The sequence below is a fragment of the Ralstonia mannitolilytica genome (assembly GCF_905397375.1).
GTDB classification, from domain to species: domain Bacteria; phylum Pseudomonadota; class Gammaproteobacteria; order Burkholderiales; family Burkholderiaceae; genus Ralstonia; species Ralstonia mannitolilytica.
On the sequence record NZ_CAJPVG010000019.1, the window covers coordinates 17854 to 43326 of the forward strand.

The 25473-nt window shown below is 64.7% G+C and carries 23 protein-coding genes, 1 tRNA gene and 1 pseudogene; 21 read left to right on the plus strand and 4 right to left on the minus strand.

Annotation, left to right across the window (positions count from 1 at the left end; translation table 11 throughout):
* Positions 1–35 precede the first annotated feature (35 nt).
* Positions 36–737 (minus strand): Bax inhibitor-1/YccA family protein, encoded by a 702-nt coding sequence (locus KHN96_RS21855; RefSeq protein WP_045786577.1) that lies wholly within the window; start codon positions 735–737, stop codon positions 36–38.
* A 365-nt stretch (positions 738–1102) separates the two neighbouring features.
* Here KHN96_RS21855 and ndk point away from each other — a divergent pair, with 365 nt between their 5' ends.
* The 17 genes from ndk to KHN96_RS21940 all read left to right on the plus strand — a co-directional run bounded on the left by ndk (position 1103) and on the right by KHN96_RS21940 (position 18580).
* Positions 1103–1528 carry a nucleoside-diphosphate kinase gene (ndk, locus tag KHN96_RS21860; protein WP_045786578.1) on the plus strand — a complete coding sequence of 142 codons (426 nt, stop codon included), beginning with the start codon at positions 1103–1105 and terminating at the stop codon, positions 1526–1528.
* Positions 1529–1570: 42 nt separating this feature from the next.
* Positions 1571–2722: a dual-specificity RNA methyltransferase RlmN gene (rlmN, locus tag KHN96_RS21865; RefSeq protein WP_062739230.1), complete on the plus strand. Its 1152-nt coding sequence runs from the start codon at positions 1571–1573 to the stop codon at positions 2720–2722.
* A complete protein-coding gene (pilW, locus tag KHN96_RS21870) occupies positions 2719–3510 on the plus strand; it encodes a type IV pilus biogenesis/stability protein PilW (protein ID WP_045786580.1) in 792 nt (263 codons plus the stop codon). Before rlmN ends, pilW begins: the two co-directional genes overlap by 4 nt.
* A complete protein-coding gene (locus KHN96_RS21875; RefSeq protein WP_045786581.1) occupies positions 3503–4582 on the plus strand; it encodes a helix-turn-helix domain-containing protein in 1080 nt (359 codons plus the stop codon). The genes pilW and KHN96_RS21875 overlap by 8 nt, the downstream gene beginning before the upstream one ends.
* Positions 4583–4638: 56 nt before the next feature.
* Positions 4639–5925: a flavodoxin-dependent (E)-4-hydroxy-3-methylbut-2-enyl-diphosphate synthase gene (gene ispG / locus KHN96_RS21880; RefSeq protein WP_045786582.1), complete on the plus strand. Its 1287-nt coding sequence runs from the start codon at positions 4639–4641 to the stop codon at positions 5923–5925.
* A 60-nt stretch (positions 5926–5985) separates the two neighbouring features.
* Positions 5986–7308 carry a histidine--tRNA ligase gene (gene hisS, locus KHN96_RS21885; RefSeq protein WP_062739229.1) on the plus strand — a complete coding sequence of 441 codons (1323 nt, stop codon included), beginning with the start codon at positions 5986–5988 and terminating at the stop codon, positions 7306–7308.
* 27 nt (positions 7309–7335) lie between these two features.
* Complete coding sequence (locus KHN96_RS21890) at positions 7336–7971, plus strand: YfgM family protein (protein ID WP_062739228.1); 636 nt, start codon at positions 7336–7338, stop codon at positions 7969–7971.
* A 50-nt stretch (positions 7972–8021) separates the two neighbouring features.
* Positions 8022–9203 carry an outer membrane protein assembly factor BamB gene (bamB, locus tag KHN96_RS21895; RefSeq protein ID WP_062739227.1) on the plus strand — a complete coding sequence of 394 codons (1182 nt, stop codon included), beginning with the start codon at positions 8022–8024 and terminating at the stop codon, positions 9201–9203.
* A 192-nt stretch (positions 9204–9395) separates the two neighbouring features.
* Positions 9396–10739, plus strand: coding sequence for a ribosome biogenesis GTPase Der (gene der / locus KHN96_RS21900; protein WP_045786586.1), 1344 nt, complete (start codon positions 9396–9398; stop codon positions 10737–10739).
* 286 nt (positions 10740–11025) lie between these two features.
* A complete protein-coding gene (hfq, locus tag KHN96_RS21905) occupies positions 11026–11265 on the plus strand; it encodes an RNA chaperone Hfq (RefSeq protein WP_003263868.1) in 240 nt (79 codons plus the stop codon).
* A gap of 75 nt (positions 11266–11340) precedes the next feature.
* Positions 11341–12594, plus strand: coding sequence for a GTPase HflX (gene hflX / locus KHN96_RS21910; RefSeq protein WP_062739226.1), 1254 nt, complete (start codon positions 11341–11343; stop codon positions 12592–12594).
* A 55-nt stretch (positions 12595–12649) separates the two neighbouring features.
* Positions 12650–14020 (plus strand): FtsH protease activity modulator HflK, encoded by a 1371-nt coding sequence (gene hflK / locus KHN96_RS21915; protein WP_062739225.1) that lies wholly within the window; start codon positions 12650–12652, stop codon positions 14018–14020.
* Positions 14021–14031: 11 nt separating this feature from the next.
* Positions 14032–14943 (plus strand): protease modulator HflC, encoded by a 912-nt coding sequence (hflC, locus tag KHN96_RS21920; protein WP_045786589.1) that lies wholly within the window; start codon positions 14032–14034, stop codon positions 14941–14943.
* A 76-nt stretch (positions 14944–15019) separates the two neighbouring features.
* Positions 15020–15220: a DUF2065 domain-containing protein gene (locus tag KHN96_RS21925; protein WP_045786590.1), complete on the plus strand. Its 201-nt coding sequence runs from the start codon at positions 15020–15022 to the stop codon at positions 15218–15220.
* Between the two features lie 58 nt (positions 15221–15278).
* Complete coding sequence (locus KHN96_RS21930) at positions 15279–16442, plus strand: ATP phosphoribosyltransferase regulatory subunit (protein ID WP_045786591.1); 1164 nt, start codon at positions 15279–15281, stop codon at positions 16440–16442.
* A 95-nt stretch (positions 16443–16537) separates the two neighbouring features.
* Positions 16538–17878 (plus strand): adenylosuccinate synthase, encoded by a 1341-nt coding sequence (locus KHN96_RS21935; RefSeq protein ID WP_062739224.1) that lies wholly within the window; start codon positions 16538–16540, stop codon positions 17876–17878.
* A 129-nt stretch (positions 17879–18007) separates the two neighbouring features.
* Positions 18008–18580, plus strand: a complete 573-nt coding sequence (locus KHN96_RS21940; RefSeq protein ID WP_062739223.1) for a phosphoribosyltransferase — start codon at positions 18008–18010, stop codon at positions 18578–18580.
* Between the two features lie 368 nt (positions 18581–18948).
* Here the strand turns inward: KHN96_RS21940 and KHN96_RS21945 are convergent.
* Positions 18949–19033 (minus strand) — tRNA-Leu (locus KHN96_RS21945).
* Positions 19034–19103: 70 nt separating this feature from the next.
* Here KHN96_RS21945 and rnr point away from each other — a divergent pair.
* Genes rnr through KHN96_RS21960 form a run of 3 tightly spaced genes read left to right on the plus strand, consistent with a single transcriptional unit; the run spans position 19104 to position 23233 of the window.
* Positions 19104–21692 (plus strand): ribonuclease R, encoded by a 2589-nt coding sequence (gene rnr / locus KHN96_RS21950; protein ID WP_045786594.1) that lies wholly within the window; start codon positions 19104–19106, stop codon positions 21690–21692.
* A gap of 39 nt (positions 21693–21731) precedes the next feature.
* Positions 21732–22484, plus strand: coding sequence for a 23S rRNA (guanosine(2251)-2'-O)-methyltransferase RlmB (rlmB, locus tag KHN96_RS21955; protein WP_045786595.1), 753 nt, complete (start codon positions 21732–21734; stop codon positions 22482–22484).
* Positions 22484–23233 (plus strand): SIR2 family NAD-dependent protein deacylase, encoded by a 750-nt coding sequence (locus tag KHN96_RS21960; protein ID WP_062739222.1) that lies wholly within the window; start codon positions 22484–22486, stop codon positions 23231–23233. Before rlmB ends, KHN96_RS21960 begins: the two co-directional genes overlap by 1 nt.
* A gap of 9 nt (positions 23234–23242) precedes the next feature.
* Here the strand turns inward: KHN96_RS21960 and tal are convergent, their stop codons facing one another.
* On the minus strand, positions 23243–24202 hold the full coding sequence (gene tal, locus KHN96_RS21965) for a transaldolase (protein WP_062739221.1): 960 nt from the start codon (positions 24200–24202) through the stop codon (positions 23243–23245).
* Between the two features lie 155 nt (positions 24203–24357).
* Between tal and rpiA the strand changes: the two genes are divergently transcribed.
* The gene (gene rpiA, locus KHN96_RS21970) at positions 24358–25044 is read left to right on the plus strand and encodes a ribose-5-phosphate isomerase RpiA (protein WP_045786598.1); all 687 of its coding nucleotides are present in this window, start codon (positions 24358–24360) and stop codon (positions 25042–25044) included.
* Positions 25045–25118: 74 nt separating this feature from the next.
* On the opposite strand, the pseudogene KHN96_RS21975 reads toward rpiA, so the two are convergent.
* Positions 25119–25473, minus strand: a pseudogene (locus tag KHN96_RS21975) (transposase); the annotation flags it as partial.

Below are 25473 nucleotides of genomic sequence, written 5' to 3' on the forward strand. Positions count from 1 at the left end.
CGCCGGTTTTTTTTCGCTATTGACTGCGACGAGGTTCAGTCGCGATTGCCGCCGAAGATGCCGAGGATCGCCAGCAGGTTCGTGAAGATGTTGTAGACGTCCAGATAGATCGCCAAGGTGGCGGTGACGTAGTTCGTTTCGCCGCCGTTCACGATGCGCTGCACGTCAAACAGGATGTAGGCCGAGAAGATCGCAATGGCCAGCACCGAGATCGTCAGCATCATCGCCGGCAACTGCAGCCAGATATTGGCCACCGAACCGACGATCAGCACCAGCACGCCCATGAACAGCCACTTGCCCAGGCCCGAGAAGTCGCGTTTGCTGACCGTGGCCACCGTCGCCATCACGCCAAAGATGATCGCCGTGCCGCCAAACGCCGTCATGATCAGCGACGCGCCGTTCGAAAAGCCCAGGATCATGCCGATCAGGCGCGAGAGCATCAGCCCCATGAAGAACGTGAAGCCGAGCAGCAGGGCGACGCCCACGCCGCTGTTCTTGAAGCGCTCGATCGCATAGAAGAAGCCGAAAGCCACCGCCATGAAGACGACGAAGCCGATCAGTGGGTTACGCCCCATCAGGTTGAAACCGGTGGCGACGCCGATCCACGCACCGAGGATGGTGGGAATCATGGAAAGTGCGAGCAGCCAATAGGTATTGCGCAGCACGCGGTTGCGGACGGCCAACGCGCCGGCGGTGCCGGAAGCGCCAAAACCGTACGTGTTGAGTTGGTTGTCCATGCGAACTCCTTGGGTAAATGACATTGCAGACAATGCGACGACGCACCGAATGTGGCATCCGAGGTGAGCTTTTGCAAGCCGCATCGTCCCTACTTGGAGGAAAGAGCATGCCACGCGGTTCCAGCATTCGGGCGATCCTGACGTCGCAGGACGGCCGGCGGAGGTGCTTTTCTGGGCGCACGGTAAGGCGATGCTAAGCCTGCACCCTCCCGCCCGACCGCAGACGGCTTGAGTGATTAACGAGGCTCTCGCGAATGCTGCTCTGGCAAGGGACGGTTGCACCGTTTGCCATCCAACCCTGCCGCTCGCGTGCTAGAATCTAACGTTTATCTTTGATGTAACACCTTCATTTTTTGGAGTTTTTGATGGCGATCGAACGCACCCTCTCGATTATCAAGCCGGACGCCGTGGCCAAGAACGTCATCGGCCAGATCTATGCCCGTTTCGAAGGCGCTGGCCTGAAGATCGTCGCGGCCAAGATGGTCCACCTGTCGCGCGCTGAAGCCGAGCAGTTCTACGCCGTGCACAAGGAGCGTCCGTTCTTCAAGGATCTGGTCGACTTCATGATCTCGGGCCCCGTGATGGTTCAGGTGCTGGAAGGCGAAAACGCCATTGCCAAGAACCGCGACCTGATGGGCGCAACGGACCCGAAGAAGGCTGAGAAGGGCACGATCCGCGCCGATTTTGCCGACAGCATTGACGCCAACGCCGTGCACGGCTCGGACGCTGCTGAAACGGCTGCCGTGGAAGTGGCTTTCTTCTTCCCGGGCCTGAACATTTACAGCCGCTAAGCGTCAACGCTAGACTGGATTGGCGGTTTTGGGTTGCAACTCATGAGCGATGTGGTGAATCTCCTCGATTTCGACGCACAGGGCCTTCTCGCGTACTGCGAGGGCCTGGGCGAGAAGTCGTTCCGCGCCAAGCAATTGCAGCGCTGGATTCACCAGTCCGGCGCGTCTGACTTTGCCGAGATGACCGATCTCGCCAAGTCGCTGCGCGAAAAGTTGGCAACCCGGGCCGTCATCCAGGCGCCGGCGGTCATTTCCGATCACCTCTCGTCGGACGGCACCCGCAAGTGGTTGGTCGACGTGGGGCAGGGCAATGCCGTCGAGACGGTCTACATCCCGGAAGAGACGCGCGGCACACTGTGCGTGTCGTCTCAGGCCGGGTGCGCCGTCAACTGCCGGTTCTGTTCGACCGGCAAGCAGGGGTTTTCACGCAACCTCACCACGGGCGAGATCATCGGGCAGCTCTGGATGGCTGAATTTGCCATGCGCAAGCAGCTCGGCCGCGGTCCCAAGGATGACCGTGTCATCACCAACGTCGTGATGATGGGCATGGGCGAGCCGCTGCTGAACTATGACGCGGTGGTGCCGGCGCTGTCGCTGATGCTCGACGACAATGCATACGGCCTTTCGCGCCGTCGGGTGACGGTGTCCACGTCCGGCGTGGTGCCGATGATGGATCGCCTGTCACGCGATTTGCCGGTGGCGCTGGCTGTGTCGCTGCATGCGTCCAACGACGCGCTGCGCGACGTGCTCGTGCCGCTCAACAAGAAGTATCCGCTGGCCGAACTGATGGCTGCCTGCCGGCGCTATCTCGAGTTCGCGCCGCGCGACTTCATCACCTTCGAATACTGCATGCTCGACGGCGTCAATGACACGGTCGAGCACGCCCGCGAACTGCTGCGCGTCGTGGCCGACGTGCCGTGCAAGTTCAACCTCATTCCGTTCAACCCGTTCCCGGAGTCCGGGTTGAAGCGTTCGAACAACGAGCAGATCCGTCGCTTTGCCCAGGTGCTGCTGGATGCCGGCATCGTGACCACCATTCGCAAGACACGTGGCGACGACATCGATGCCGCCTGCGGTCAGCTGGCGGGTGAGGTTAAGGACCGTACGCGCCTCGCGGAGCGCGGCAAGTTCGGCAAGATCGTCCCGGTTCCCGTGGTCGGAGCCGACTCCACTGAACGTATGGGTACCGCATGAAGCGTTGGTCGACTGCTGTCAGTCTGGTCTTCACGCTGGCAGCCGCCGGGTGCGCATTGCCGCCGCCGGCCCAGACGCAAGACGTCAAGACGCTCTCCGATCAGACCGATAACACCAGCCGGCGTGCCGCGATCCGGCTGCAGTTGGCGACGCAATATCTCGAGGCGGGCCAGGCGGCGACGGCTCTTGATGAAATCAAGAACGCCATCGCCATCGATCCGAACGTGCCAGGCGCGTATCACATCCGGGCGCTGGCTTACATGAACCTCGGGCAACACGAGCTGGCCGACGACAGTTTCCGACGGGCGTTGGCGGCCGCACCCCAGGATGGCGACTTGCTGAATAACTACGGGTGGTTCCTGTGCTCGCAGGGCGGCAAGCCCGAGCAGGGCATGGCGATGCTTCGCCGGGCGATCGAGGCACCCGCGGCGGGCAGCCCCGCCAAACCATGGACCAACCTCGGTGTCTGCCAGATGCGACAGGGCGATCTGGATGGCGCAGAGAAAAGCCTCACGCGCGCCACCTATATCGACGCCAACAATCCGCTGACCAACCTCACGTTGGCACAGCTCTATTACAAGCGCCGCGAATACGCGCGCGCCATGCCGTTCATCGAACGCGTCAACGGCCGCGGCAACCCGACGGCCGAGAGCCTGTGGTTGGGCGCGCGCATCGCCCGCCGCCTCGGTGACATCTCGCAGCAGAACGCATGGAGCGCGCAGTTGCAGCGCCGCTTCCCAAATGCGCCCGAAGAGGCGGCTTTCGAACGAGGAGCATGGGATGACTGAACGCGACGCGGCAGGTGCAGCCGATCTCTCTTACGGTACGGCGCCTGCCTCGAATCCCCCTGCCGCATCACCGGAGCGTGACGAGGCATTGCGTGAGATTGCCGAGCGGCTGCGCGCTGGCCGCGAGCGCCAGCGCCAGACGGTCGAAGACCTGGCGACGCGCCTCAAGGTGGCGCCTGCCAAGCTGTACGCGGTGGAGTCGGCAGATCTTGCAGCCTTGCCGGACATGACGTTTGCCAAGGGGCTGATCCGCGCCTACGCGCGTGCATTGCAGGTCGACGTCGACGATCAACTCACCCGCCTGAATGCGCGGGCGTCGGTAGCCAACATCGGCTTGCGACCGGAGGGTGGCCTGGGCGAGTCGTTTTCCGACAAGCCGAGCTTCGCCAGACGCCGCGGGGGTGGCCGCTGGCTCATTGGCGTGCTCCTCGCGGTACTGGTAGCTGGCGGCGCGCTGGCCGGCATGGACAAGCTCAAGGCGTGGCTCGCCACGCAGACCGCTGCAACGCAGAGCGCGCAGTCCGGCGAAAAGGAAGCGCCGGCCGGCGACCAGCCTGCACCGACGCGGGCGGGTGAGGCCCCTGCGCCCGCTGCTGCACCAGAAACGCCGACCGCTTCGATGCCCACGCCGCTGGCGCCCGCTGCACCGGCCGCGCCGGCCTCCGGTGTTGTGACGGCGCCGCTTGCGCCACCGCCCTCGCTGCCGCGCTCGGACAATGGTGCCGCGCCGGCAGCGGCTGCCGGCGTCGTCAAGGCGGCAGTTGTCAATGTCGATGCACCGGTGTCCGGGCCGGCGAGCGAGGCTGCCAAAGCCGCCGATCAACCGGCTGGCAATGGCACGGTGTCGGTCCGCTTTTCGGGCGCGTCGTGGTATGAGATCAAGGACAAGTCCGGCAAGACGATCGGCAGCGGGCTCTCCAAAGAGGGCGATGCACGCGAACTGACGGGGACGCCGCCGTTCAAGGTCGTCTTCGGCAATGCCGAGGCGGTCGAGTCCTTGACGGTTGGCGGCGCGCCGATCGATATCCAGAAGTACGCCCGCAACCGCGTGGCGCGGGCTACGTTGCCCTGAACCGTTTTATGTTTGAACGGTGCGTCGCCTGAGTCGGCGGCGCGCTTTGTCTGACCATGGAAATCTCCACGCCTCTCGATTGCGCTCCCGCCTTGGCCGGCCCGTTGCCGCGCCGGAATTCGCGCCCGGCAGAAATCCGCTGGGGTGATCGCATTGTGCGTGTGGGCGGCGATGCGCCGGTCTGCGTGCAATCCATGACGAATACCGACACCTCGGATGCCATCGGCACGGCAATCCAGGTGAAGGAGCTCGCGCGCGCGGGGTCGGAACTCGTCCGCATCACGGTGGATACGCCGGCCGCAGCCGCAGCCGTGCCGGCCATTCGCGAGCAGCTCGATCGCATGGGCGTCGATGTGCCGCTGGTGGGCGACTTCCACTACAACGGGCACAAGCTGCTGCAGGATTTCCCCGAGTGTGCGCAGGCGCTGTCGAAATACCGCATCAACCCGGGCAACGTGGGGCAGGGCGCCAAGCGCGATACACAGTTCGCGCAGATGATCGAGATCGCGTGCCGCTATGAAAAGCCGGTGCGTATCGGCGTGAACTGGGGCAGTCTCGATCAGGATCTGCTCGCCCGGATCATGGACGAGAACGCCAAGCGCACCGTGCCCTGGGACGCCCGAGCCGTGATGGTCGAGGCGCTGATCACCTCGGCGATCCAGTCTGCACGCAAGGCGGAAGAGCTCGGGTTGCCGGGCAACCAGATCATCCTGTCGTGCAAGGTTTCGGCGGTGCAGGATCTGATTGCGGTCTACCGCGAGCTGGCGCGCCGTTGCAATTACGCGCTGCATCTGGGTCTGACGGAGGCCGGGATGGGCAGCAAGGGCATCGTCGCTTCGACCGCGGCGCTGGCGGTGCTGCTGCAGGAAGGCATTGGCGACACGATCCGGGTTTCGCTGACACCGGAGCCCGGTGCGCCGCGCGAGAAGGAAGTCATCGTGGCACAGGAGATCCTGCAGACCATGGGGCTGCGCAACTTCACGCCGATGGTCATCGCATGCCCCGGGTGCGGCCGTACAACCAGTACCGTGTTCCAGGAACTGGCCGCGCGCATCCAGTCGTACCTGCGCGAGCAGATGCCGATGTGGAAGGTGCAGTACCCCGGTGTCGAAGAGATGACCGTGGCCGTGATGGGCTGCATCGTCAATGGCCCGGGCGAGAGCAAGCACGCCAATATCGGCATTTCACTGCCGGGCACGGGCGAGTCTCCGGCAGCGCCGGTGTTCGTCGACGGCGTGAAGGTGAAGACGCTGCGCGGCGAACGCATCGCCGAAGAGTTCCAGATCATCGTCGACGAATATGTGCGCACCCATTACGGGGCGCAGGCTGTGACGGCGGCATAAGCGCCCACAGCACAATCGACTGGCCGGCACCGCAGAGGCGCCGGCTTTTAACGTGACATCATGAGCGATACCAAACAACAACGCGCGCAGAAGATCGCGGGCGTCAAGGGCATGAACGACCTGCTGCCCAGCGACGCGCCGCTGTGGGAGCACTTCGACAACGCCGTGCGCAGCATGCTGCGCGCCTATGGCTATCAACAGATCCGAACCCCGATCGTCGAGCACACGCAATTGTTCGTGCGCGGGATCGGCGAGGTGACCGATATCGTCGAGAAGGAGATGTATTCCTTTACCGATGCGCTCAATGGTGAGCACTTGACGCTGCGCCCGGAGGGGACGGCTGCGGCCGTGCGCGCGGTCATTGAACACAACCTGCTGTACGACGGCCCCAAGCGCCTCTGGTACACCGGCCCGATGTTCCGCCACGAGCGGCCCCAGCGCGGCCGCTATCGCCAGTTCCATCAGGTCGGTGTGGAAGCGCTCGGTTTTGCGGGTCCGGACATCGACGCCGAAGTCATCCTCATGTGCCAGCGTCTGTGGGACGACCTCGGCCTGGTGGGGCTGAAGCTCGAGCTGAACTCGCTTGGTCAGGCGGAAGAGCGCGCCGCGCACCGCGCCGATCTCATCAAGTATCTGGAAGGCTTCCAGGACATCCTTGACGAAGACGGCAAGCGGCGTCTGTACACCAATCCGCTGCGCGTGCTCGATACCAAGAACCCTGCGCTGCAGGACATGGCTGCCGGTGCTCCCAAGCTGATCGATTACCTGGGCGAAGCCTCGCGCGCGCACTTCGAGGGCGTGCAGAAACTGCTCAAGGCCAACAACATTCCGTTCACGATCAATCCGCGCCTGGTGCGCGGGCTCGATTACTACAACCTGACCGTCTTCGAGTGGACGACGGACAAGCTGGGGGCCCAAGGCACGGTCGCAGGTGGCGGGCGATACGATCCGCTGATCGAGCAGATCGGCGGCAAGCCGACCCCGGCATGCGGCTGGGCCATGGGCGTCGAGCGCATCATCGAACTGCTGCGCGAGGAGAAGCTCGAGCCTGAAGCGCAGGGCTGCGACGTCTACATCGTCCACCAGGGCGACGAGGCGCAGGTCCAGGCCCTGGTGGCGGCCGAGCGGCTGCGTGATGCCGGACTCGACGTCATCCTGCATGCCTCGCCGGAAGGGCGCAACGGCAGCTTCAAGTCGCAGTTCAAGCGCGCAGACGCGAGTGGCGCATCCTATGCGGTTATCATTGGCGACGACGAAGTCGCTCAAGGCGTGGCACAGATCAAGCCGCTGCGCGGCGATCCTGCCACCGATGCCCAGCAGACCGTGCCGTCGGACCAGCTGGTCGACCGCCTGATTGACGCCATGGTGGCGAATAGCGACTAACCCACAATCCCTCAAGCTCTGCGAAGCATGGCCTACGATCTCGAAGAACAGGAACAATTAGAGAGCCTCAAGCACTGGTGGCGCGACAACGGCAACATGGTGACGTGGATCGCCATCGTGGTGCTGCTGGCCGTGGCCGCGTGGTTTGGGTGGAAGAACTGGCAGCGCAAGCAGGCGGGCGAGGCTTCCGTGCTGTACGAGCAAGTGCAGAAGGCTGTCGAAGGCAAGGACGCCGAGAAGATCAAGCGCGCCGCCGCCGACATGGAAGACAAGTTCGGTGGCACTGCGTATGCCGAGATGACGGCGCTGGCGGCTGCCAAGGCGCTGTACGAAGCGAACGACGTCGCCGCAGCCAAGGCCCAGCTGCAGTGGGCCGTCGACCATGCGCGCGACGACGAGTACAAGGCGCTCGCCAAGCTTCGCCTGGCGGGCCTGCTGCTCGATGAGAAGGCCTACGATCAGGGCCTCGCGTTGGTGTCGGGTGAGGCGGCCCCCGCGTTTGCAGGGCTGTATGCAGACCGCCGTGGCGACCTGCTGACGGCACAGAACAAGATCGAAGACGCGCGCACGGCATACAAGCTGGCGCTCGAGAAGTTCGGTCCGGCCGACGCGGCTGCGCGCCAGATCGTTCAGTTCAAGCTCGATGCCCTGGGCGGTGCCTGATCGGCCTGACCAACGCGCATTTCAACGCATAACACAAGGATTCCGATTTCATGACTTACGCACTTGAGCAGGGTGGTGTCGCGCGCGGTGTCGCGCATTCGGCGCGCGTTGCAGTGCTGGCACTGGCAGCCACGGCTGTCCTTGGCGGCTGTTCACTGTTCAGCAGCAAGAACAAGCATGAGCCTGCCAAGCTGCAGGAAGTCCAGCAGGTGCTCGCCGTGCGTCAGGTGTGGAGCGTCAGCGTCGGCAAGAGCGGGCGCTATGTCATGCAACCGGTGGTGGCTGGCGGCAACGTCTACGTGTCGTCTGCGGGGGGCACGGTGACGGCGCTGGATGGGGCGAGCGGGCGCACGTTGTGGCAGGGCAAGGCCGACGTCGACCTGACTTCCGGCCCCGGCAGCGATGGCACGTTGACCGCCGTGGCAGGTGAGAAGGGCGCCGTGATCGCGTTCGACGAGAAGGGAGCGCAGAAGTGGAAGATCGCCGTCAACGGCGAAATCCTCACCGCACCGCTGGTCGGGCAGGGCCTCGTGGTCGTGCGTACGACCGACGGCCGCATCCTGGGGCTGGATCCGGCCAATGGCGAGCGCAAGTGGATCTATCAACGCTCTCCGTCTGCGCTGAACCTGCGCAGCAGCCTGCCCATGGTCTTTGCCGGCGACAGCATCATTCTCGGCTTCCCGGGTGGCAAGCTGGGTGCGCTGGGCGCAAGCAACGGTGCCCTGCGCTGGGAGGCTGCGGTGTCCTATCCTCGTGGTGTGTCGGAAATCGAGCGCCTGAACGACGTGACGGGTGCGCCGTCCATCAACGGCCAGCAGCAGGTGTGTGCCGCCAGCTTCCAGGGCCGCGTGGCCTGCTTTGATCTCAGCAACGGGGCACCGCAGTGGGCACGCGATTTCTCGTCGCCGACCGGTGTGACGCAGGCGGACCGCGGGCTGTTCGCGGCCGATGAGAAGTCGGTCGTGTACGGCTTCAACGCTCAGAATGGCGCAGACCTCTGGAAGAACGACGCGCTGCTGTGGCGTGATCTGGGTGCGCCGCTGGCTTTCGGGCACACGGTCATCGTCGGCGATTCGGAAGGCTGGCTGCACTTCCTGTCGGCCGATGATGGCAAGTTTGTGGCCCGCGTGAAGACCGATGGCAGCGCCATCAGTGCGGCGCCTGTGGTGGCCGGGCAGACGCTGGTCGTGCAGACGCGCGGCGGCGGCGTGTACGGTTACCTGCCGAAGTGATGCCGGCCGTCGCTGCATGGCGCGGCGGCGGCAAGCGAATCACATGGGGCGGCGATGCCGCCTCGGATCTGCGCCCGCGTGTCCCGCGGGCGTCTTGCATCTGTGCCATCCGTGCCGTCGGCCGCGCAGGTGCCAACCGCAGTTGCAACAACCCGAATTTGCCGTGGCGCCATTCGCGCGCGGCACACAAGCATGAAACCAGTCATTGCCCTCGTGGGGCGGCCGAATGTCGGCAAATCGACCCTGTTCAACCGCCTGACGCGTTCGCGTGACGCGCTCGTCGCGGACATGCCGGGCCTGACGCGCGACCGCCACTACGGTGAGGGCCGCGTAGGCGAACGTCCGTTCATTGTCATCGATACCGGCGGCTTCGAGCCCGTCGCCAAGGAAGGCATCGTGGCGGAGATGGCCAAGCAGACGCGCCAGGCCGTGGTCGAGGCCGACGTGGTCATCTTCCTGGTCGACGGCCGATTGGGCCTCGCGCCGCAGGACCGCGTGATTGCCGACTACCTGCGCAAGACCGGCCGCCGTATCCTCCTGGCCGTGAACAAGGCGGAGGGCATGAAGTACACCGCCGTGGCCACGGACTTCTATGAGCTGGGCCTGGGCGATCCGCACGCGATTTCGTCGGCGCATGGCGACGGTGTGCGTGATCTCGTGGACGAAGCGTTGGATCTCGCGTTCGCTGAGCGCCCCGAGCTTGCCGAGGCAGCGGACGCGCACGATCACGGCACGCGCATCGCCATCGTCGGCCGCCCGAACGTGGGCAAGTCGACATTGGTGAACGCGCTGATCGGCGAAGAGCGGGTGATCGCCTTCGACATGCCCGGCACCACGCGCGATGCCATCTACGTCGAGTTCGAACGCAACGGCAAGCCCTATACGCTGATCGACACGGCAGGGCTGAGAAAGCGCGGCAAGGTCTTCGAGGCGATCGAGAAGTTCTCGGTGGTCAAGACGCTGCAATCCATTGCAGACGCGAATGTAGTCGTGCTGCTGCTCGACGCGCAGCAGGACATCTCCGACCAGGACGCGCACATCGCCGGGTTCATCGTCGAATCGGGCCGCGCGCTGGTGATCGGGGTGAACAAGTGGGACGGCCTGTCCGGCCATGCGCGTGACCGCATCAAGCACGATCTGGAGCGCAAGCTGCAGTTCCTGTCGTTTGCCAACGTCCATTACATTTCCGCCAAGCAGCGCACGGGCATCGGCGCGTTGATGAAGTCGGTGGACGACGCCTATGCGGCCGCCATGATCAAGCTGCCGACGCCCAAGCTCACGCGCGTGCTGCAGGAGGCGGTCGAGTTCCAGCAACCGCGCCGCGCAGGCGTTTCGCGCCCGAAGCTGCGCTATGCGCACCAGGGCGGCTCCAATCCGCCGATCGTGGTGATCCACGGCAATGCGCTGTCGAACATCCCGGAAACCTATCGACGCTACCTCGAGGGCCGCTTCCGCGATGCGTTCCAGCTGAAGGGCACCCCGCTGCGAATTGAATTCCGCACGAACAAAAACCCCTACGCCCAATCCAAGGATTGAGCACCGGGCAGGAGGCGCTCGACAAGAGGAGCGTGTGACGAAGGGGCGATCAAAAGGGGGACCCGCCGACCGGCTGAGCCATTTCACATGGCGGAGTCGCCGGTTTTCCGTTTGCTTTCCCTGATTTCTAAGGCTAAATTCTCGAGACATGGCGCCTCAGGCGCCATCGGCGTCGTTTGGACGCGTCTGGCCGACTCTTTTGACGAACTTTTTTTGCGTCGCCTGCTTGAACCAGGGCTTCCGAGCCCCATAACCCATCACTAAACCTATAAATCTGGAGTGTGCCATGAGCAACAAAGGGCAATTGCTACAAGACCCGTTTCTGAATGCGCTGCGTAAGGAGCATGTGCCGGTGTCGATCTATCTCGTCAACGGTATCAAGCTGCAAGGCAATATCGAGTCGTTCGACCAGTATGTCGTCCTCCTGCGCAACACCGTGACGCAGATGGTGTACAAGCATGCGATCTCCACCGTGGTGCCGGCTCGTGCCGTGAATTTCCGCGTGGACGAAGCGTCCGACGCCTGATTCTGCCTCGCTCCCGCCGCCGTCCGCGCGGCGGGACGCTCCCATCCCTGCTTCTCCCGTACTTCATTTCCCCGCTTGGCATCTCATCCCACCTCCAGCTCGGAGCCGACACGCGCCATTCTGGTCGCCGTCGATTTCGGCAAACACGATTTCCAGGAAAGTCTGAGTGAACTGGCGCTGCTGGCGTCCACGGCCGGCTCTGACCCGGTGCGCGCGGTCACGGGCAAACGTTCCCGGCCCGATGCCGCACTGTTCATCGGCGCCGGCAAGGCGGAAGAGGTCAAGATCGCCGCAGACGAAGAAGATGCCGAGATCGTCATCTTCAACCATGCCCTGAGCCCGGCCCAGCAGCGCAATCTTGAGCGCTTCTTCGGTCGCCACGTCGTGGACCGGACCGGCCTGATCCTCGACATCTTCAGCCAGCGCGCCCAGAGCCACGTCGGCAAGGTGCAGGTGGAGCTCGCGAGCGTGCGCTATCAGGCCTCGCGGCTGGTGCGGGCTTGGAGCCACCTGGAGCGCCAGAAGGGCGGGATCGGCATACGTGGCGGCCCCGGCGAGCGTCAGCTCGAACTCGACCGCCGGATGCTGGACGAACGTGCCAAGCGGCTCTCGGCAGAGCTCGACAAGCTGCAACGCCAACACGATACGCAGCGCCGCGCGCGCAGCCGCAACGATGCGTTTTCGGTTTCGCTGGTCGGCTATACCAACGCAGGAAAGTCGACGCTCTTCAATGCGCTGACCAAGGCGCGCGCCTATGCCGCCAACCAGTTGTTCGCCACGCTCGACACGACGTCCCGGCGGCTCTATCTGGAAGGGCTCGGCAACGTGGTGCTGTCGGACACGGTGGGGTTCATTCGCGATCTGCCCACGCAGCTGGTCGCGGCCTTCCGCGCCACGCTGGAAGAAACCGTGCACGCCGATGTGCTGCTGCATGTGGTGGATGCTGCCAGCGCCGTCAAGCATGAGCAGATGGAGCAGGTGAACCGCGTGCTCGAAGAAATCGACGCCAGCGGCATTCCGCAGATCCTGGTGATGAACAAGATCGACGCCGCCGAGGAACTGCGCGCCCAGGGCCCACGCATCGAACGCAACGAAGCGGGGGCGGTGCGCCGCGTGTTCGTGTCTGCCATCGAGGGCGCGGGGCTGGATCTGCTGCGCGAAGCGCTGGTGGAAACCGCCATTCGCCTGCGCGAGCATCCGGCGCCCGACGGTGGTGAATTCGATCCGCGCTTCGACAGCCGTCGCGATGCGTCTTCGGAGCAGCGTGACGAACTGTCGCAAAGCTTGCGGCGCCACGGCGCTTCCGCCGAAGGTGACGAACAGGGCTGATAGAATGCCCCGTTACTCTTTCGCAGTCAGACAATCAGGACAAGCCCGACCGCTCATGCCCGAGATTTCGACCCAGCTTTCTTCCATGGTCCCGCCCAAGCCGGTGCGAGGCTTGTGGCACCGCTTGCGCGTGCTGCTTTCGCTGAATGATCCCCGCTGGGGTCGCGGCGACGACAATGCCGAGCGCGAAGACAAGGACGAACCGAAGCGTCAAAGCAAGCCGCCCCAGGATGGCCCGCCTGACCTCGACGAGCTGTGGCGCGACTTCAACCGCCGGCTGAACAACCTGTTCGGCCGCAAGGAAGGCGGCAACGGCAACGGCGGTCCGACGCCGCTTCGCCCGGGTAGCGGGCGCGGTACCTCCGGCCTGGGCATCGGTGTGCTGGTGGCGGTGCTCGTGGGCCTGTGGCTCGCGAGCGGCTTCTTCATCGTGCAGGAAGGCCAGACGGGCGTGATCCTGCAGTTCGGCCGGTTCAAGTACCTGGCGACGCCGGGTATCAACTGGCGCCTGCCGTATCCGATCGAGTCGCACGAGATCGTCAACCTGTCGGGCGTGCGTACGCTCGAGATCGGCCGCACCACGCAGATCAAGGACACGAATCTGAAGGATTCCTCGATGCTCACGCAGGACGAGAACATCGTCGACGTGCGTTTCTCCGTGCAGTACAACATTGCCGATCCGGTCGAATACCTGTTCTACAACCGTACCGATCGCGGCGGCGATGAGGAACTGGTGACGCAGGCCGCCGAAACCTCCGTGCGCGAGATCGTCGGTCGCAACAAGATGGACGCCGTGCTGTACGAGGGGCGCGATGCCGTGAGCCGCAATCTGGCGGAGTCGATCCAGCGCATCCTGTCGGCCTACAAGACTGGCATCCGCATTCTCAGCGTGAACGTGCAGAGCGTGCAGCCGCCTGAACAGGTGCAGGCCGCGTTCGACGATGTGACCAAGGCCGGACAGGATCGCGAGCGCGCGATTTCCGAAGGCCAGGCGTACGCCAACGACGTCGTGCCGCGTGCCAAGGGTACGGCTGCGCGGCTCGTTGAGGAAGCGCAGGGTTACAAGGCCCGTGTGACCGCGCGTGCCGAAGGCGATGCCGCGCGCTTTGCCTCAGTGCAGCGCGAGTACGCGAAGGCGCCGCAAGTGACGCGCGACCGCATCTATCTGGAGACCATGCAGGACATCTACGCCAACGCGACCAAGGTGATGGTCGACCAGAGCAATGGCAGCCTGCTGTATCTGCCGCTGGACAAGCTCATCGCGCAGACGCAGGGTGGCTCGCATCCGCCCACGACACCCGGGGCTTCGCCGCAGGACAGCGGCTCGGCGCAGAGTGTGCCGACGCCTTCCAATCCGTCACCGGCAACCGACGCCGACTCGCGCTCGCGCGAGGCGCTGCGCAACCGTGACCGCGATTCGCGCTGAGAGGAGGGCACATGAACCGTCTGATTTCCGCCTTCGTGGCGCTGGTCATTGCCCTGGCGATATTGTCGTCGGTGGTATTCGTGGTGGATCAACGGCGCTACGCCGTCGTGTTCGCCTTTGGTGAGATCAAGCAGGTCATCAAGGAGCCGGGCCTGCACTTCAAGCTGCCACCGCCGTTGCAGAACGTGGTGTTCATGGACAAGCGCCTGCAGACCATCGATGTGGCCGGGGCCGACCGCTTCATCACGGCCGAGAAGAAGAACCTGCTGGTGGATTGGTTCGTCAAGTGGCGAGTGTCGGATCCGCGGCTGTTCTATGTCAGCTTCAAGGGCGACAACCGCCTCGCGCAGGACAGCATGACGCAGAAGATCAACTCCATCGCGCGCGATGAGTTTGCGCGGCGCACGGTGTCCGACGTGGTCTCCACAGACCGCGAAGCCGTGATGCAGAGCATCCTCAAGGGCGTGCAGGAGTATGGAAAGTCGGTCGGCGTGGACATCATCGACGTGCGGCTCAAGCGCGTCGACCTGCTGGCGAGCGTGACCGAATCCGTCTACCGCCGCATGGAGGCGGAGCGCAAGCGCGTGGCCAACGAGCTGCGCTCCACGGGCGCCGCCGAAGGCGAGAAGATCCGCGCCGATGCCGATCGCCAGCGCGAGGTCGTGCTTGCCGATGCGTACCGGGATGCCCAGAAGATCAAGGGTGAAGGCGATGCGCGCGCCGCCGACATCTATGCCGAGGCTTTCGGCCGCGACCCGCAGTTCGCCGCGTTCTGGCGGAGCATGGAGGCGTACCGCGCATCGTTCCGCGATCGTAAGGACGTGATGGTGCTGCAGCCGAACAGCGATTTCTTCAAGTACATGCGCAGCCCCAACGGCGGCAACGCGGCGGCGCCGGCTGCCCAGACGGGGCGCCATCGCTAGTACAATGCGCTGTTGATCGATTGAGGCGGACAGACCCCGGCTTGCCGGGGTTTTGTTCGTTCGCCCCCTGTATCCCATGGAAGAGTCACTCCCCTCCGTCTTGCTGGCTGCCTGCGCGCTGGTGCTCGTGTTCGAGGGCATCCTGCCGTTCGTGGCGCCGCAGGCCTGGCGCCGTGCTTTCCAGATGCTGACCGAGCTGCCCGATGAAAAGCTGCGCGTGGTTGGCCTGGTGTCGATGGCGGCGGGGCTGATCCTGCTGCGGCTGCTGCATCGCTAGCCAACTTCCTGCCTTTTCACGAATTTCCGCTGACCCTCGATTCCCGAGCGAGACCGCCATGCCGACCAATTGGTTGCTGCCTGAATCCATTGCCGACGTGCTGCCTTCCGAGGCGCGCAAGATTGAAGAGTTGCGCCGCCGCATGCTCGACCTGTTCCGCACCTACGGCTACGAGCTCGTCATGCCACCGATGCTGGAGTACATCGAGTCGCTGCTCTCGGGCACCGGCCACGATCTGGATCTGAAGACCTTCAAGCTCGTCGATCAGCTTTCGGGACGCACGATTGGCTTGCGCGCCGACATCACGCCGCAGGTCGCCCGTATCGATGCCCACCTACTGAACCGCGCCGGCGTGACGCGCCTCTGCTATGCAGGGTCCGTGCTCCATACGCGTCCGAGCGGCTTCCACGTCACGCGCGAGCCGCTGCAGATCGGCGCCGAAATCTACGGGCACGCCGGTCTGGAAGCCGACCTGGAAATCCAGGATCTGATGCTGGCCGCGCTGTCGGCGGCCGGCTTGGCGGACGTGCGTCTGGATCTGTGCCATGTGGGTGTGGTCGCGGCCTTGCTCGAGCAATCTCCCGTGGCGTCCAGCATGCGGGATGATCTGTTCGCCGCGCTCGCGTCCAAGGACGCGCCGGCGCTGCGTGCCGTTACGGCGGAGTTGCCGGTCGCGCAACGCGATGCGATCAACCTGCTGCCGTCCCTGTACGGCGGGCTCGATGTGCTCGATCTGGCACGTAAGCGGCTGCCGCCCCTCCCGGCGATCAGCCGTGCGCTGGACGATCTGGCGACGCTGGCCGAGCGCGCCGGCGGAGCTACGGTCAACATCGACCTGGCCGACCTGCGCGGTTACCACTACCACAGCGGTGTGATGTTCACGGCCTACGTCGCCGGTGTGCCGAACGCCGTGGCGCGCGGCGGCCGCTACGACAAGGTGGGCCAGGCATTCGGCCGTGCCCGCCCGGCAACCGGCTTCTCGCTGGACTTGCGCGAAGTCGCCGGAATTTCCCCCGTCGAGGCGCGCGCCGCCGCCATCCACGCACCCTGGTCTGGCGACGCCAAGCTGCGCGAGGCGATTGCCGCGTTGCGTGCGGCCGGCGAGATCGTCATCCAGTCGCTCCCAGGTCATCCTGAGGATCTGGATGAGTTCGCCTACGACCGCCAACTGGTGGACGAGGGTGGCCGCTGGATCGTCAAGCCCCGCAACGCTTCAGCCTGAAGGTGTTGCATAACGTTCTGTAAGTACCCTGCAATTTCGGGGAAGCCCCCGGCAACAAGGGTAGAATACGTTTTTAACCCATCTGCAAATTCAACATGTCCGCACCAGCAGTGAGCCAAGGACGCAACGTCGTCGTCATCGGCACCCAGTGGGGTGACGAAGGTAAAGGGAAAATCGTCGATTGGCTGACCGATCATGCGCAAGGCGTGGTTCGTTTCCAGGGCGGACATAACGCAGGCCACACCCTCATCATCGGCGGCAAGAAGACGATTCTGCGTCTGATTCCATCGGGCATCATGCGCGATGGTGTTGCGTGCTATATCGGTAACGGCGTCGTGCTCTCGCCCGAGGCGCTGTTCAAGGAAATCGACGAGCTGGAATCGGCCGGTGTGCAGGTGCAGAACCGCCTGCGCATTTCCGAAGCGACCAACCTGATCCTCCCGTACCACGTTGCCATCGACAAGGCGCGCGAACTCAAGCGCGGCGCGAGCAAGATCGGCACGACCGGCCGCGGTATCGGCCCGGCATACGAGGACAAGGTTGCGCGCCGCGCGCTGCGTGTGCAGGATCTGTTCGACCCGGGCTATTTTGCTGAGCGCCTGCGCGAGAACCTGGACTTCCACAACTTCGTTCTCACGCAATACCTGAACCATCCGGCACTGGACTTCCAGCAGACGCTGGACGAAATGCTGTCGTACGCGGAACGTCTGAAGCCGATGGTGGCTGACGTGTCGGCTGAGCTGTTCGCTGCCAACGCCGCCGGCAAGAACCTGATGTTCGAAGGCGCGCAAGGCACGCTGCTCGATATCGACCACGGTACGTATCCGTTCGTCACCTCGAGCAACTGCGTGGCGGGCAACGCCGCTGCCGGCGCCGGCGTGGGTCCGGGCCAACTGCATTACATCCTTGGCATCACAAAGGCGTACTGCACGCGCGTGGGCTCCGGCCCGTTCCCGAGCGAACTGTATGACGCTGACAACCCGGCGCGTCAGGACCCGATCGGCGTGCGCCTGGCCAATGTCGGCAAGGAGTTCGGCTCCGTCACGGGCCGCCCGCGCCGCACCGGCTGGCTCGATGCCGCTGCGCTGCGCCGCGCGATCCAGATCAACGGTGTGTCGGGCCTGTGCATCACCAAGCTCGACGTGCTCGACGGCCTGGAAACCATCAAGCTGTGTGTCGGCTACACGCTCGACGGCAAGGAGGTCGACATCCTCCCGCGCGGGTCGGACGCCGTGGCGCGCTGCCAGCCGATCTACGAAGAGTTCCCGGGCTGGAACACCTCCACCTTCGGCCTGAAGGAATGGAGCGCGCTGCCCGAAACCGCGCAGGCCTACCTGAAGCGCGTCGAAGAAGTGGCCGGCATTCCCATTGCCATGATCTCGACGGGCCCCGATCGCGACGAGACCATCCTGCTGCGTCATCCGTACAAGGACTGACGCGCGCGTACCGTCCAGATTCGCCCGGTGATTCGCCGGGCGAATTTGCATTGGGCGGCGCGCTTTTGTTGAACATAGAGAACACGACAGCGGCATGCATGCCGCCTTTACGTTAGGAAGAGGAACACGATGAACCAGCCGATCAACGACGACGCGCACCTGTGGGTGTCCTGGGATGACTACCATGGCCTGATTGAACGTCTGGCGCTGGTCGTGCACGAGTCGGGCTGGAAGTTCGACAAGATCCTGTGCCTGGCACGTGGCGGGTTGCGCGTGGGCGACCAGCTCTCGCGCATCTACGACCTGCCGCTGGCGATCCTGGCGACGAGCAGCTATCGGGAGGCGGCGGGCACGCAGCAGGGCGACCTGGACATTGCCCAGTACATCACGATGACGCGCGGTGAATTGTCCGGCCGCGTGCTGCTGGTCGACGACCTGGTCGATTCTGGCGTCACGCTGGAGCGCGTCGGGCGTCACCTGAAGGAGCGTTATCCGGCGGTGACGGAGGTGCGTACCGCCGTGCTGTGGCACAAGGCATGCTCAAAGATCAAACCGGATTACGCCGTGCAGTTCCTGCCGACCAACCCGTGGATCCACCAGCCGTTCGAGGAATACGACACGCTGCGCCCACACAACCTCGCCGCCTGGATCAAGCGCGGCAAGGCGCGTACGGCCGGCAATGGAGAGGCGCCCCCGGTTTGATTCGGCATTCGGTGGATGTGAGGTTGGAGCGGGAGGGTTGTGCGGCTTGCGTCGTGCGTGCCACTTCGGTAACCTCACGTCACGGGCTGCAACATTGGCTCGAAACCCGCGCACGGATTGGCTTTGCAGTATCGCCAATTGCAGCGTGCGCGGTCAGTTGAAGCGTGGCGTGCCTTGATCGATGCGCCAGGCGTCGAACCCACCCAGCGTCTGGGGCTGCTGAGACCGGTGCATCCGGCCGGGCCCCGGCACGATAGCCGAGACACAATGCCTCTCGCCCTTCGCGGAATGCCGCGTCAGCTACTGAACAACGATCTGGCTTCGGAAAAGAAAAACGGCGCAACTTGCGTTGCGCCGTTCCTAAACTCTGGTGCCCAGGAGAGGACTCGAACCTCCACGGAGTTACCCGCTAGTACCTGAAACTAGTGCGTCTACCAATTCCGCCACCTGGGCCGGTGTGCGTGTACCGAAGCTGCAATTATTACGGGTTTTAGCGAACCTGTCAACACTCTAGAAGAAGAAATTGAATCAACCGACTTATCCGATCCCGAGCCGCGAGGAAATCCTCGGTGTGCTGCGCACGTCGGGATCTCCGCTGTCTGCCACCGATATTGCCAAGGCGCTGTCGGTCACGCGCAAGGAGCACGACGGCTTCATCAAGCGTCTGACCGCCATGGAGCGGGATGGTCAGATCGAACTCAACCGCAAGGGACACTACGAACTGGCGCACCAGCCCAACTTCATCGAAGGCCGCGTGATCGGCCACCGCGACGGCTACGGCTTCTTCGTTCGCGACGATGGCGAGCCCGACATCTTCCTGCCCGAGCGCGAGATGCAGAAGGCCATGCACGGTGACCGCGCCCTCGTGCGGGCCGTTGGCTACGACCGCCGTGGCCGTTCCGAAGGCCAGATCGTCGAGATCCTGCAGCGGGCGAACAAGCGCATCATCGGCCGCTTGCTTTCCGAGAACGGCACGCTGGTGGTGGCGCCTGAAGACAAACGCCTGGGCCGCGACATCCTGATCGCTCCCAAGGGGCAGGGCAAGGCCAAGGTGGGCCAGGTCGTGAGCGTTGAGATCCTGGAATATCCGGATCGCTACGTGCAGCCGATCGGCCGCGTGGTCGAGGTGCTCGGCGAGATCGACGACCCGGGCATGGAGATCGAAATCGCCGTGCGCAAGTACGGCGTGCCGCACGAATTCTCCGAGCCGGCGCAACGCGAGGCAGAGGCACTGCCCGACGTGGTGCGCGAATCCGATCTGGCCGGCCGCATCGACCTGCGCGACGTTCCGCTGGTGACCATCGACGGTGAAGACGCGCGCGACTTTGACGATGCCGTCTATGCAGAGCCCATCAAGATCGGCCGCGGCAAGGGCTGGCGCCTGATCGTGGCGATTGCGGACGTGTCGCATTACGTCCGGCCGGGGCATCCGCTGGACGCCGATGCGATTGACCGCGCGACTTCGGTCTACTTCCCGCGCCGCGTGATCCCGATGCTGCCCGAGAAGCTCTCCAACGGCCTGTGCTCGCTGAACCCGGAGGTCGACCGCCTGTGCATGGTGTGCGATGCGGTCATCACGGCCAAGGGGCAGATCAAGGCATTCCAGTTCTATCCGGCGGTGATGCATTCGAAGGCGCGCCTGACCTACAACGAGGTCTGGTCGATCCTGTCGAACGTGAAGGGCCCCGAGGCTGCCAAGCGGGCGCCGCTGGTTCCGCATCTGCAAGACCTGTACGAGCTGTATCAGACGCTGCTCAAGGCGCGACGCGAGCGTGGCGCGATCGACTTCGACACGACCGAGACGTACATCGTCTGCAACGCGCAGGGCAAGATCGAGCAGATCCTGCCGCGCACGCGCAACGACGCGCACCGGCTGATCGAAGAGTGCATGCTGACGGCCAACGTCTGCGCCGCTGAAATGCTCGAGAAGTACAAGCACTCTGCGCTGTACCGCGTGCATGCGGGTCCGACGGAAGAAAAGCTGCAGGCGCTGCGTGCCTTCCTGAAGACGAGCGGTCTGACGCTCGGCGGCGGCGATAAGCCCGAGGCGGCCGACTATGCGGAGCTGATGGAGAAGATCGCCGCGCGCCCCGACGCGCCGATGCTGCAGACCATGCTGCTGCGCTCGATGCAGCAGGCCGTCTACAGCCCGGACAATATCGGCCACTTTGGCCTGGCATACCCGGCCTACGCGCACTTCACCAGTCCGATCCGGCGCTACCCCGATTTGCTCGTGCACCGTGCCATCAAGGCGATCCTGCATCACACGCGCTATGTGCCGTCGCTGGCGCCCGGCGTGCAGCTGAACAGTGCGCTCTCGCCCAAGGCGCGCCGCCTGCAGGCCGAGGCCGAGAAGGGCATGCCGGCCGCCGTCGTGAACAAGGCCAAAGCGGAGGCGATCTGGCACGAGCTCGGCGTCCACTGCTCGGCCAACGAGCGCCGCGCCGACGAGGCTTCGCGCGATGTGGAAGCATGGCTCAAGTGCTACTTCATGCGCGACAAGCTCGGCAACGAGTTCTCGGGCACCGTCAGCGCCGTCACGTCGTTTGGTATCTTCGTGCAGCTCGACGAGCTGTATGTGGAAGGCCTGGTCCACGTGACGGAACTCGGCAGCGACTACTTCCAGTACGACGAGGCACGCAACGAACTGCGCGGCGAGCGGACCGGCATCCGCTATCGGCTCACAGACCGCGTGCGCGTGCAACTCCTGCGTGTGGACCTCGATGCCCGCAAGATGGATTTCCGTCTGATTCAGGAACCTTCGACCAAGGCGCTGCGCCCGGCCAAGGTGACGGGAGCGGCCGAAGGCGTCGCGACGCGTCAGCCTGCCGTGGCCACGCCGGCGCCGCCGGTTGGCCGCAAGAAGCCGCGCCAGCTCGCGGCGCTGCTGGGCGGGACGGCCAAGCCCGAGGAGTCGTTTGACGAGACGCTCGACCGCGTGTTCGAAGAGCAGCCGGTATTCGAGCCGGGCGCACGCGCGTTGCCGCCGGGCCATGCGCATGCCAAGCCCGCGCGCAAGAAGCAGGCAGCACGCCCCGCCAAGTCCAAGGGCAAGACCGCCGCGCCGCGCAAGGCCGCGGCCAAGTCTGCGCGCAAGACGAGGGGGCGCTAAAACGGCCGGGGAGTGAGGGCGGACGGGTACAATCGCGCCATGTCTAAATCCAAACTCCTCATCGGCTTTCACGCCGTCACTGCCCGGCTGCGCCACGACGCGAAGTCGATCGACGAAATCTACTTCGAGGCCAACCGCCGCGACCGCCGCATGCAGGATTTCCTGAAGGCGGCGGAAGCTGCGGGCGTGCGGCTGATTCCCGCAGACAACAATCGTCTGCACGGCATTGCCGGCACCGATCGCCACCAGGGCGTGGTGGCGAAGGCCGAGGCGCTGTCGCTGGCGCTCAATCTCGATGAACTGCTTGACGGCATCGAAGGCACGCCGCTGCTGCTCGTGCTGGATGGCGTGACGGATCCGCACAATCTCGGCGCGTGCCTGCGCGTGGCCGATGCGGCGGGTGCCCATGCCGTGATTGCGCCGAAGGACCGCAGCGTCGGCATCAACGCTACGGTGGCCAAGGTGGCGAGCGGTGCTGCCGAGACCGTCCCCTACATCACCGTGACGAACCTGGCGCGCACGCTGCGCGAGCTGCAGGAGCGCGGCGTGTGGGTGATCGGCACGGCTGACGAAGCTGAACAGGATCTCTACCAGGCGGACTTCAAGGGCCCCATCGCGATCGTGATGGGCGCCGAGGGCGAAGGCATGCGTCGCCTCACGCGCGAAACGTGCGACACGCTGGTCAGCATCCCGATGGCGGGCAGCGTGGAGAGCCTGAACGTCTCGGTCGCCAGCGGCGTGTGCCTGTTCGAGGCCGTACGTCAGCGCGCGGCGGCATCTGCCAGGAAGTGATGCGCGCAGACTTGCCGGCCGCACGCGACGCGGCCGCGCTGGCCCAGGCGCAGGCCTGGATCGGTGCGGCCGAACACGTCATGGTGCTGACGGGTGCGGGCGTGTCGGCGGAATCCGGTGTTCCCACCTTTCGCGATGCGCTGACCGGGCTGTGGTCCCGCTTCAACCCGGAAGACCTGGCGACCGAGGCCGCGTACCGGAAGCACCCGCGCATGGTGTGGGACTGGTACCAGCAGCGGCGAGAGCGCGTGCTGCAGGCGCAGCCGAACCCCGCGCATTTGGCGATCGCCGCACTGGCCAAGCGCAAGACGGTGACGCTCGTCACGCAGAACGTGGACGGTCTGCACCAGCGCGCGGGCAGCGTCGGTGTGGTCGAGCTGCACGGCAACCTGTTCGCCGACAAATGGCTGGGCGGCTGCGGCAAGTGCGATATCGCCACGGCTGAGCCTGGCAGGCCACCGCGCTGCGCAACGTGCGGTGCGATGCTGCGCCCGGGGGTGGTGTGGTTTGGCGAGCCGCTGCCGCTCGTGGCGAACTACCGTGCGGAAGAGGCGGCCAGCACGTGCGACGTATGCCTCGTGGTGGGGACGTCCGGCCTCGTGTATCCGGCGGCAGGGTTGCCCGGGCTGGCGAAGGATCACGGCGCCAAGGTCATCGTCGTGAATCCCGAGCCGAGCGCCCTCGATGAGACGGCCAATCTGGTGATCCACCAGCCGGCGGGCGTGTGCCTGCCCGCCATGCTGGCTTGAGCCGGTTCCTTACGCTGCCGCACGCAGCGGTTCAATCAGGGCTTCGAGCTTGATCGCGTCCGCGGCAAACAGGCGGATGCCCTCGGCGAGCTTTTCCGTTGCCATCGCGTCGGCGTTCATGTGCCAGCGGAACGATTTCTCGTCGGCCGGCAGACGCGCGATGTTGGCCGCGTTGGCGTGTTCGGGCGACAGCTTGCGCTCGACCGGCGCATCCGATTGCTGCAGTTGCGCGAGCAGCTCGGGGCTGATGGTCAGCAGGTCGCAGCCGGCCAGTTCGATGATCTGCGAGGTGTTGCGGAAGCTGGCGCCCATCACCTCGGTCGGGTAGTCGAATTTCTTGTAGTAGTTGTAGATGCGCAGCACGGATTGCACGCCCGGGTCGTTTGCCCCGCCTTGGGCGACCGGGTCCCAGTTGGCGCCGGCGTCTTTCTTGTACCAGTCGTAGATGCGGCCGACGAAGGGCGAGATGAGTTGCACGCCTGCTTCCGCGCACGCCACCGCCTGCGCGAGCGAGAACAGCAGCGTCATGTTGCAGCGGATGCCTTCGGCGCGAAGCAGGTCCGCCGCGCGGATGCCTTCCCAGGTCGACGCAATCTTGATCAGCACGCGCTCGCGCGCCACGCCGCGCGCTTCGTACAGTGCGATCAGGTGCTTGGCCTTTGCGACAGTGGCTTCGGTGTCGAACGACAGGCGCGCATCGACCTCGGTCGACACACGGCCCGGGATGATCGACAGGATCTCGCATCCGAAGGTCACCAGCACGGCATCGGTGATGTCTTCCACGCTGTCGCTGCGGGCATCGCGCACGGCCTTCTCCAGCAACGGACGATATTCGGCCTTCTGCACGGCCTTGAGAATCAGCGACGGGTTGGTCGTCGCGTCGTGCGGCGCGTAGGCGCGCATGGCCTGGAAATCGCCCGTGTCGGCGACGACGGTGGTGAACTGCTTAAGTTGATCGAGCTGATTCATGATCCGACGAAGTGCATGCCAGCGAAGCACTGGAGGTGGAGGGATGAATCGATTGTACTCCGCACGTTTCGCTGCGCCAGCCGGGGAGGGCCGCCCAGGCGATCCGGTACACTACCGGGTTTTCCGATCCGGACCGGTTTCTTGGGGTATTTGCGATGACGCAGGATGAACTGAAAGCGTTGGTGGCGCAGGCCGCCGCAGATTACGTATTGGCCAACGTGCCCGCGGGCGCCGTGCTGGGTGTCGGCACGGGTTCGACGGCCAATCTGTTCATCGATGCGATGGCACCGCACAAGGCGCGCTTTGCCGGCGCGGTGTCGAGCTCGGAGGCCTCGACGCGTCGCCTGCAGGGCCATGGGTTCACGGTGCTCGATCTGAATGAGGTCGACGCTATTCCCGTGTATGTGGACGGTGCGGACGAAATCGATGCCTCCGGCGCGATGATCAAGGGCGGTGGCGGTGCGCTCACGCGGGAGAAGATCGTCGCTTCGGTGGCCGATGTCTTTGTCTGCATCGCCGACGGCAGCAAGCTCGTCGAGACGATGGGCGCGTTCCCGCTGCCCGTGGAGGTGGTGCCGATGGCACGTGCGGCCGTTGCGCGTCAGCTTGCGGCGCTGGGCGGCCAGCCGCGCCTGCGCATGACCAAGGAAGGCCAGATCTACAAGACCGACAACGGCAATGTGATCCTGGATGTGGCAGGCCTGCGGATTGCCGATCCGAAGGCGTTGGAATGCACCGTCAACGACATCCCGGGCGTAGTGACGGTCGGCCTGTTCGCCAAGCGCGGCGCCAATGTGCTGCTGCTCGGTACGGAAGCGGGCGTGCAGCGCCGCGATTTCTAGGGCCCGCATGCAGCGCTGACACGGCGCAGCCTGTCAAGTCCTGATATAGGTTGACACTCAGTTCAGCCACTAGACGCCCGATGCACCGCATCGGGCGCTTTGTATTTCAGGGCCTGATGCGGCCGCTCATGGTTGCAGATGTGCACGGACTGGGCCACTATGCGCTCGGCCTGCTGCAGATCGGCGGGGCGGCTGAGCAAGGACTGGCCCTTGAGGATTCCGTTGACGCGCTCGGCCAGGGCGTTCTGATAGCAGTCGTAGCCGTCGGTCATCGAGCATGTCAGGCCGTGCCGTTTGTGGATGCGCTGATACTCGCTCGAGCAATATTGGATGCCGCGATCCGAGTGGTGCACCAGCTGCTGCTTGGTCTGGCGCGTCTTGAGCGCCATCTTCAGTGCTCGGCTGACCGACTCGGCATGCAGGCTCTCG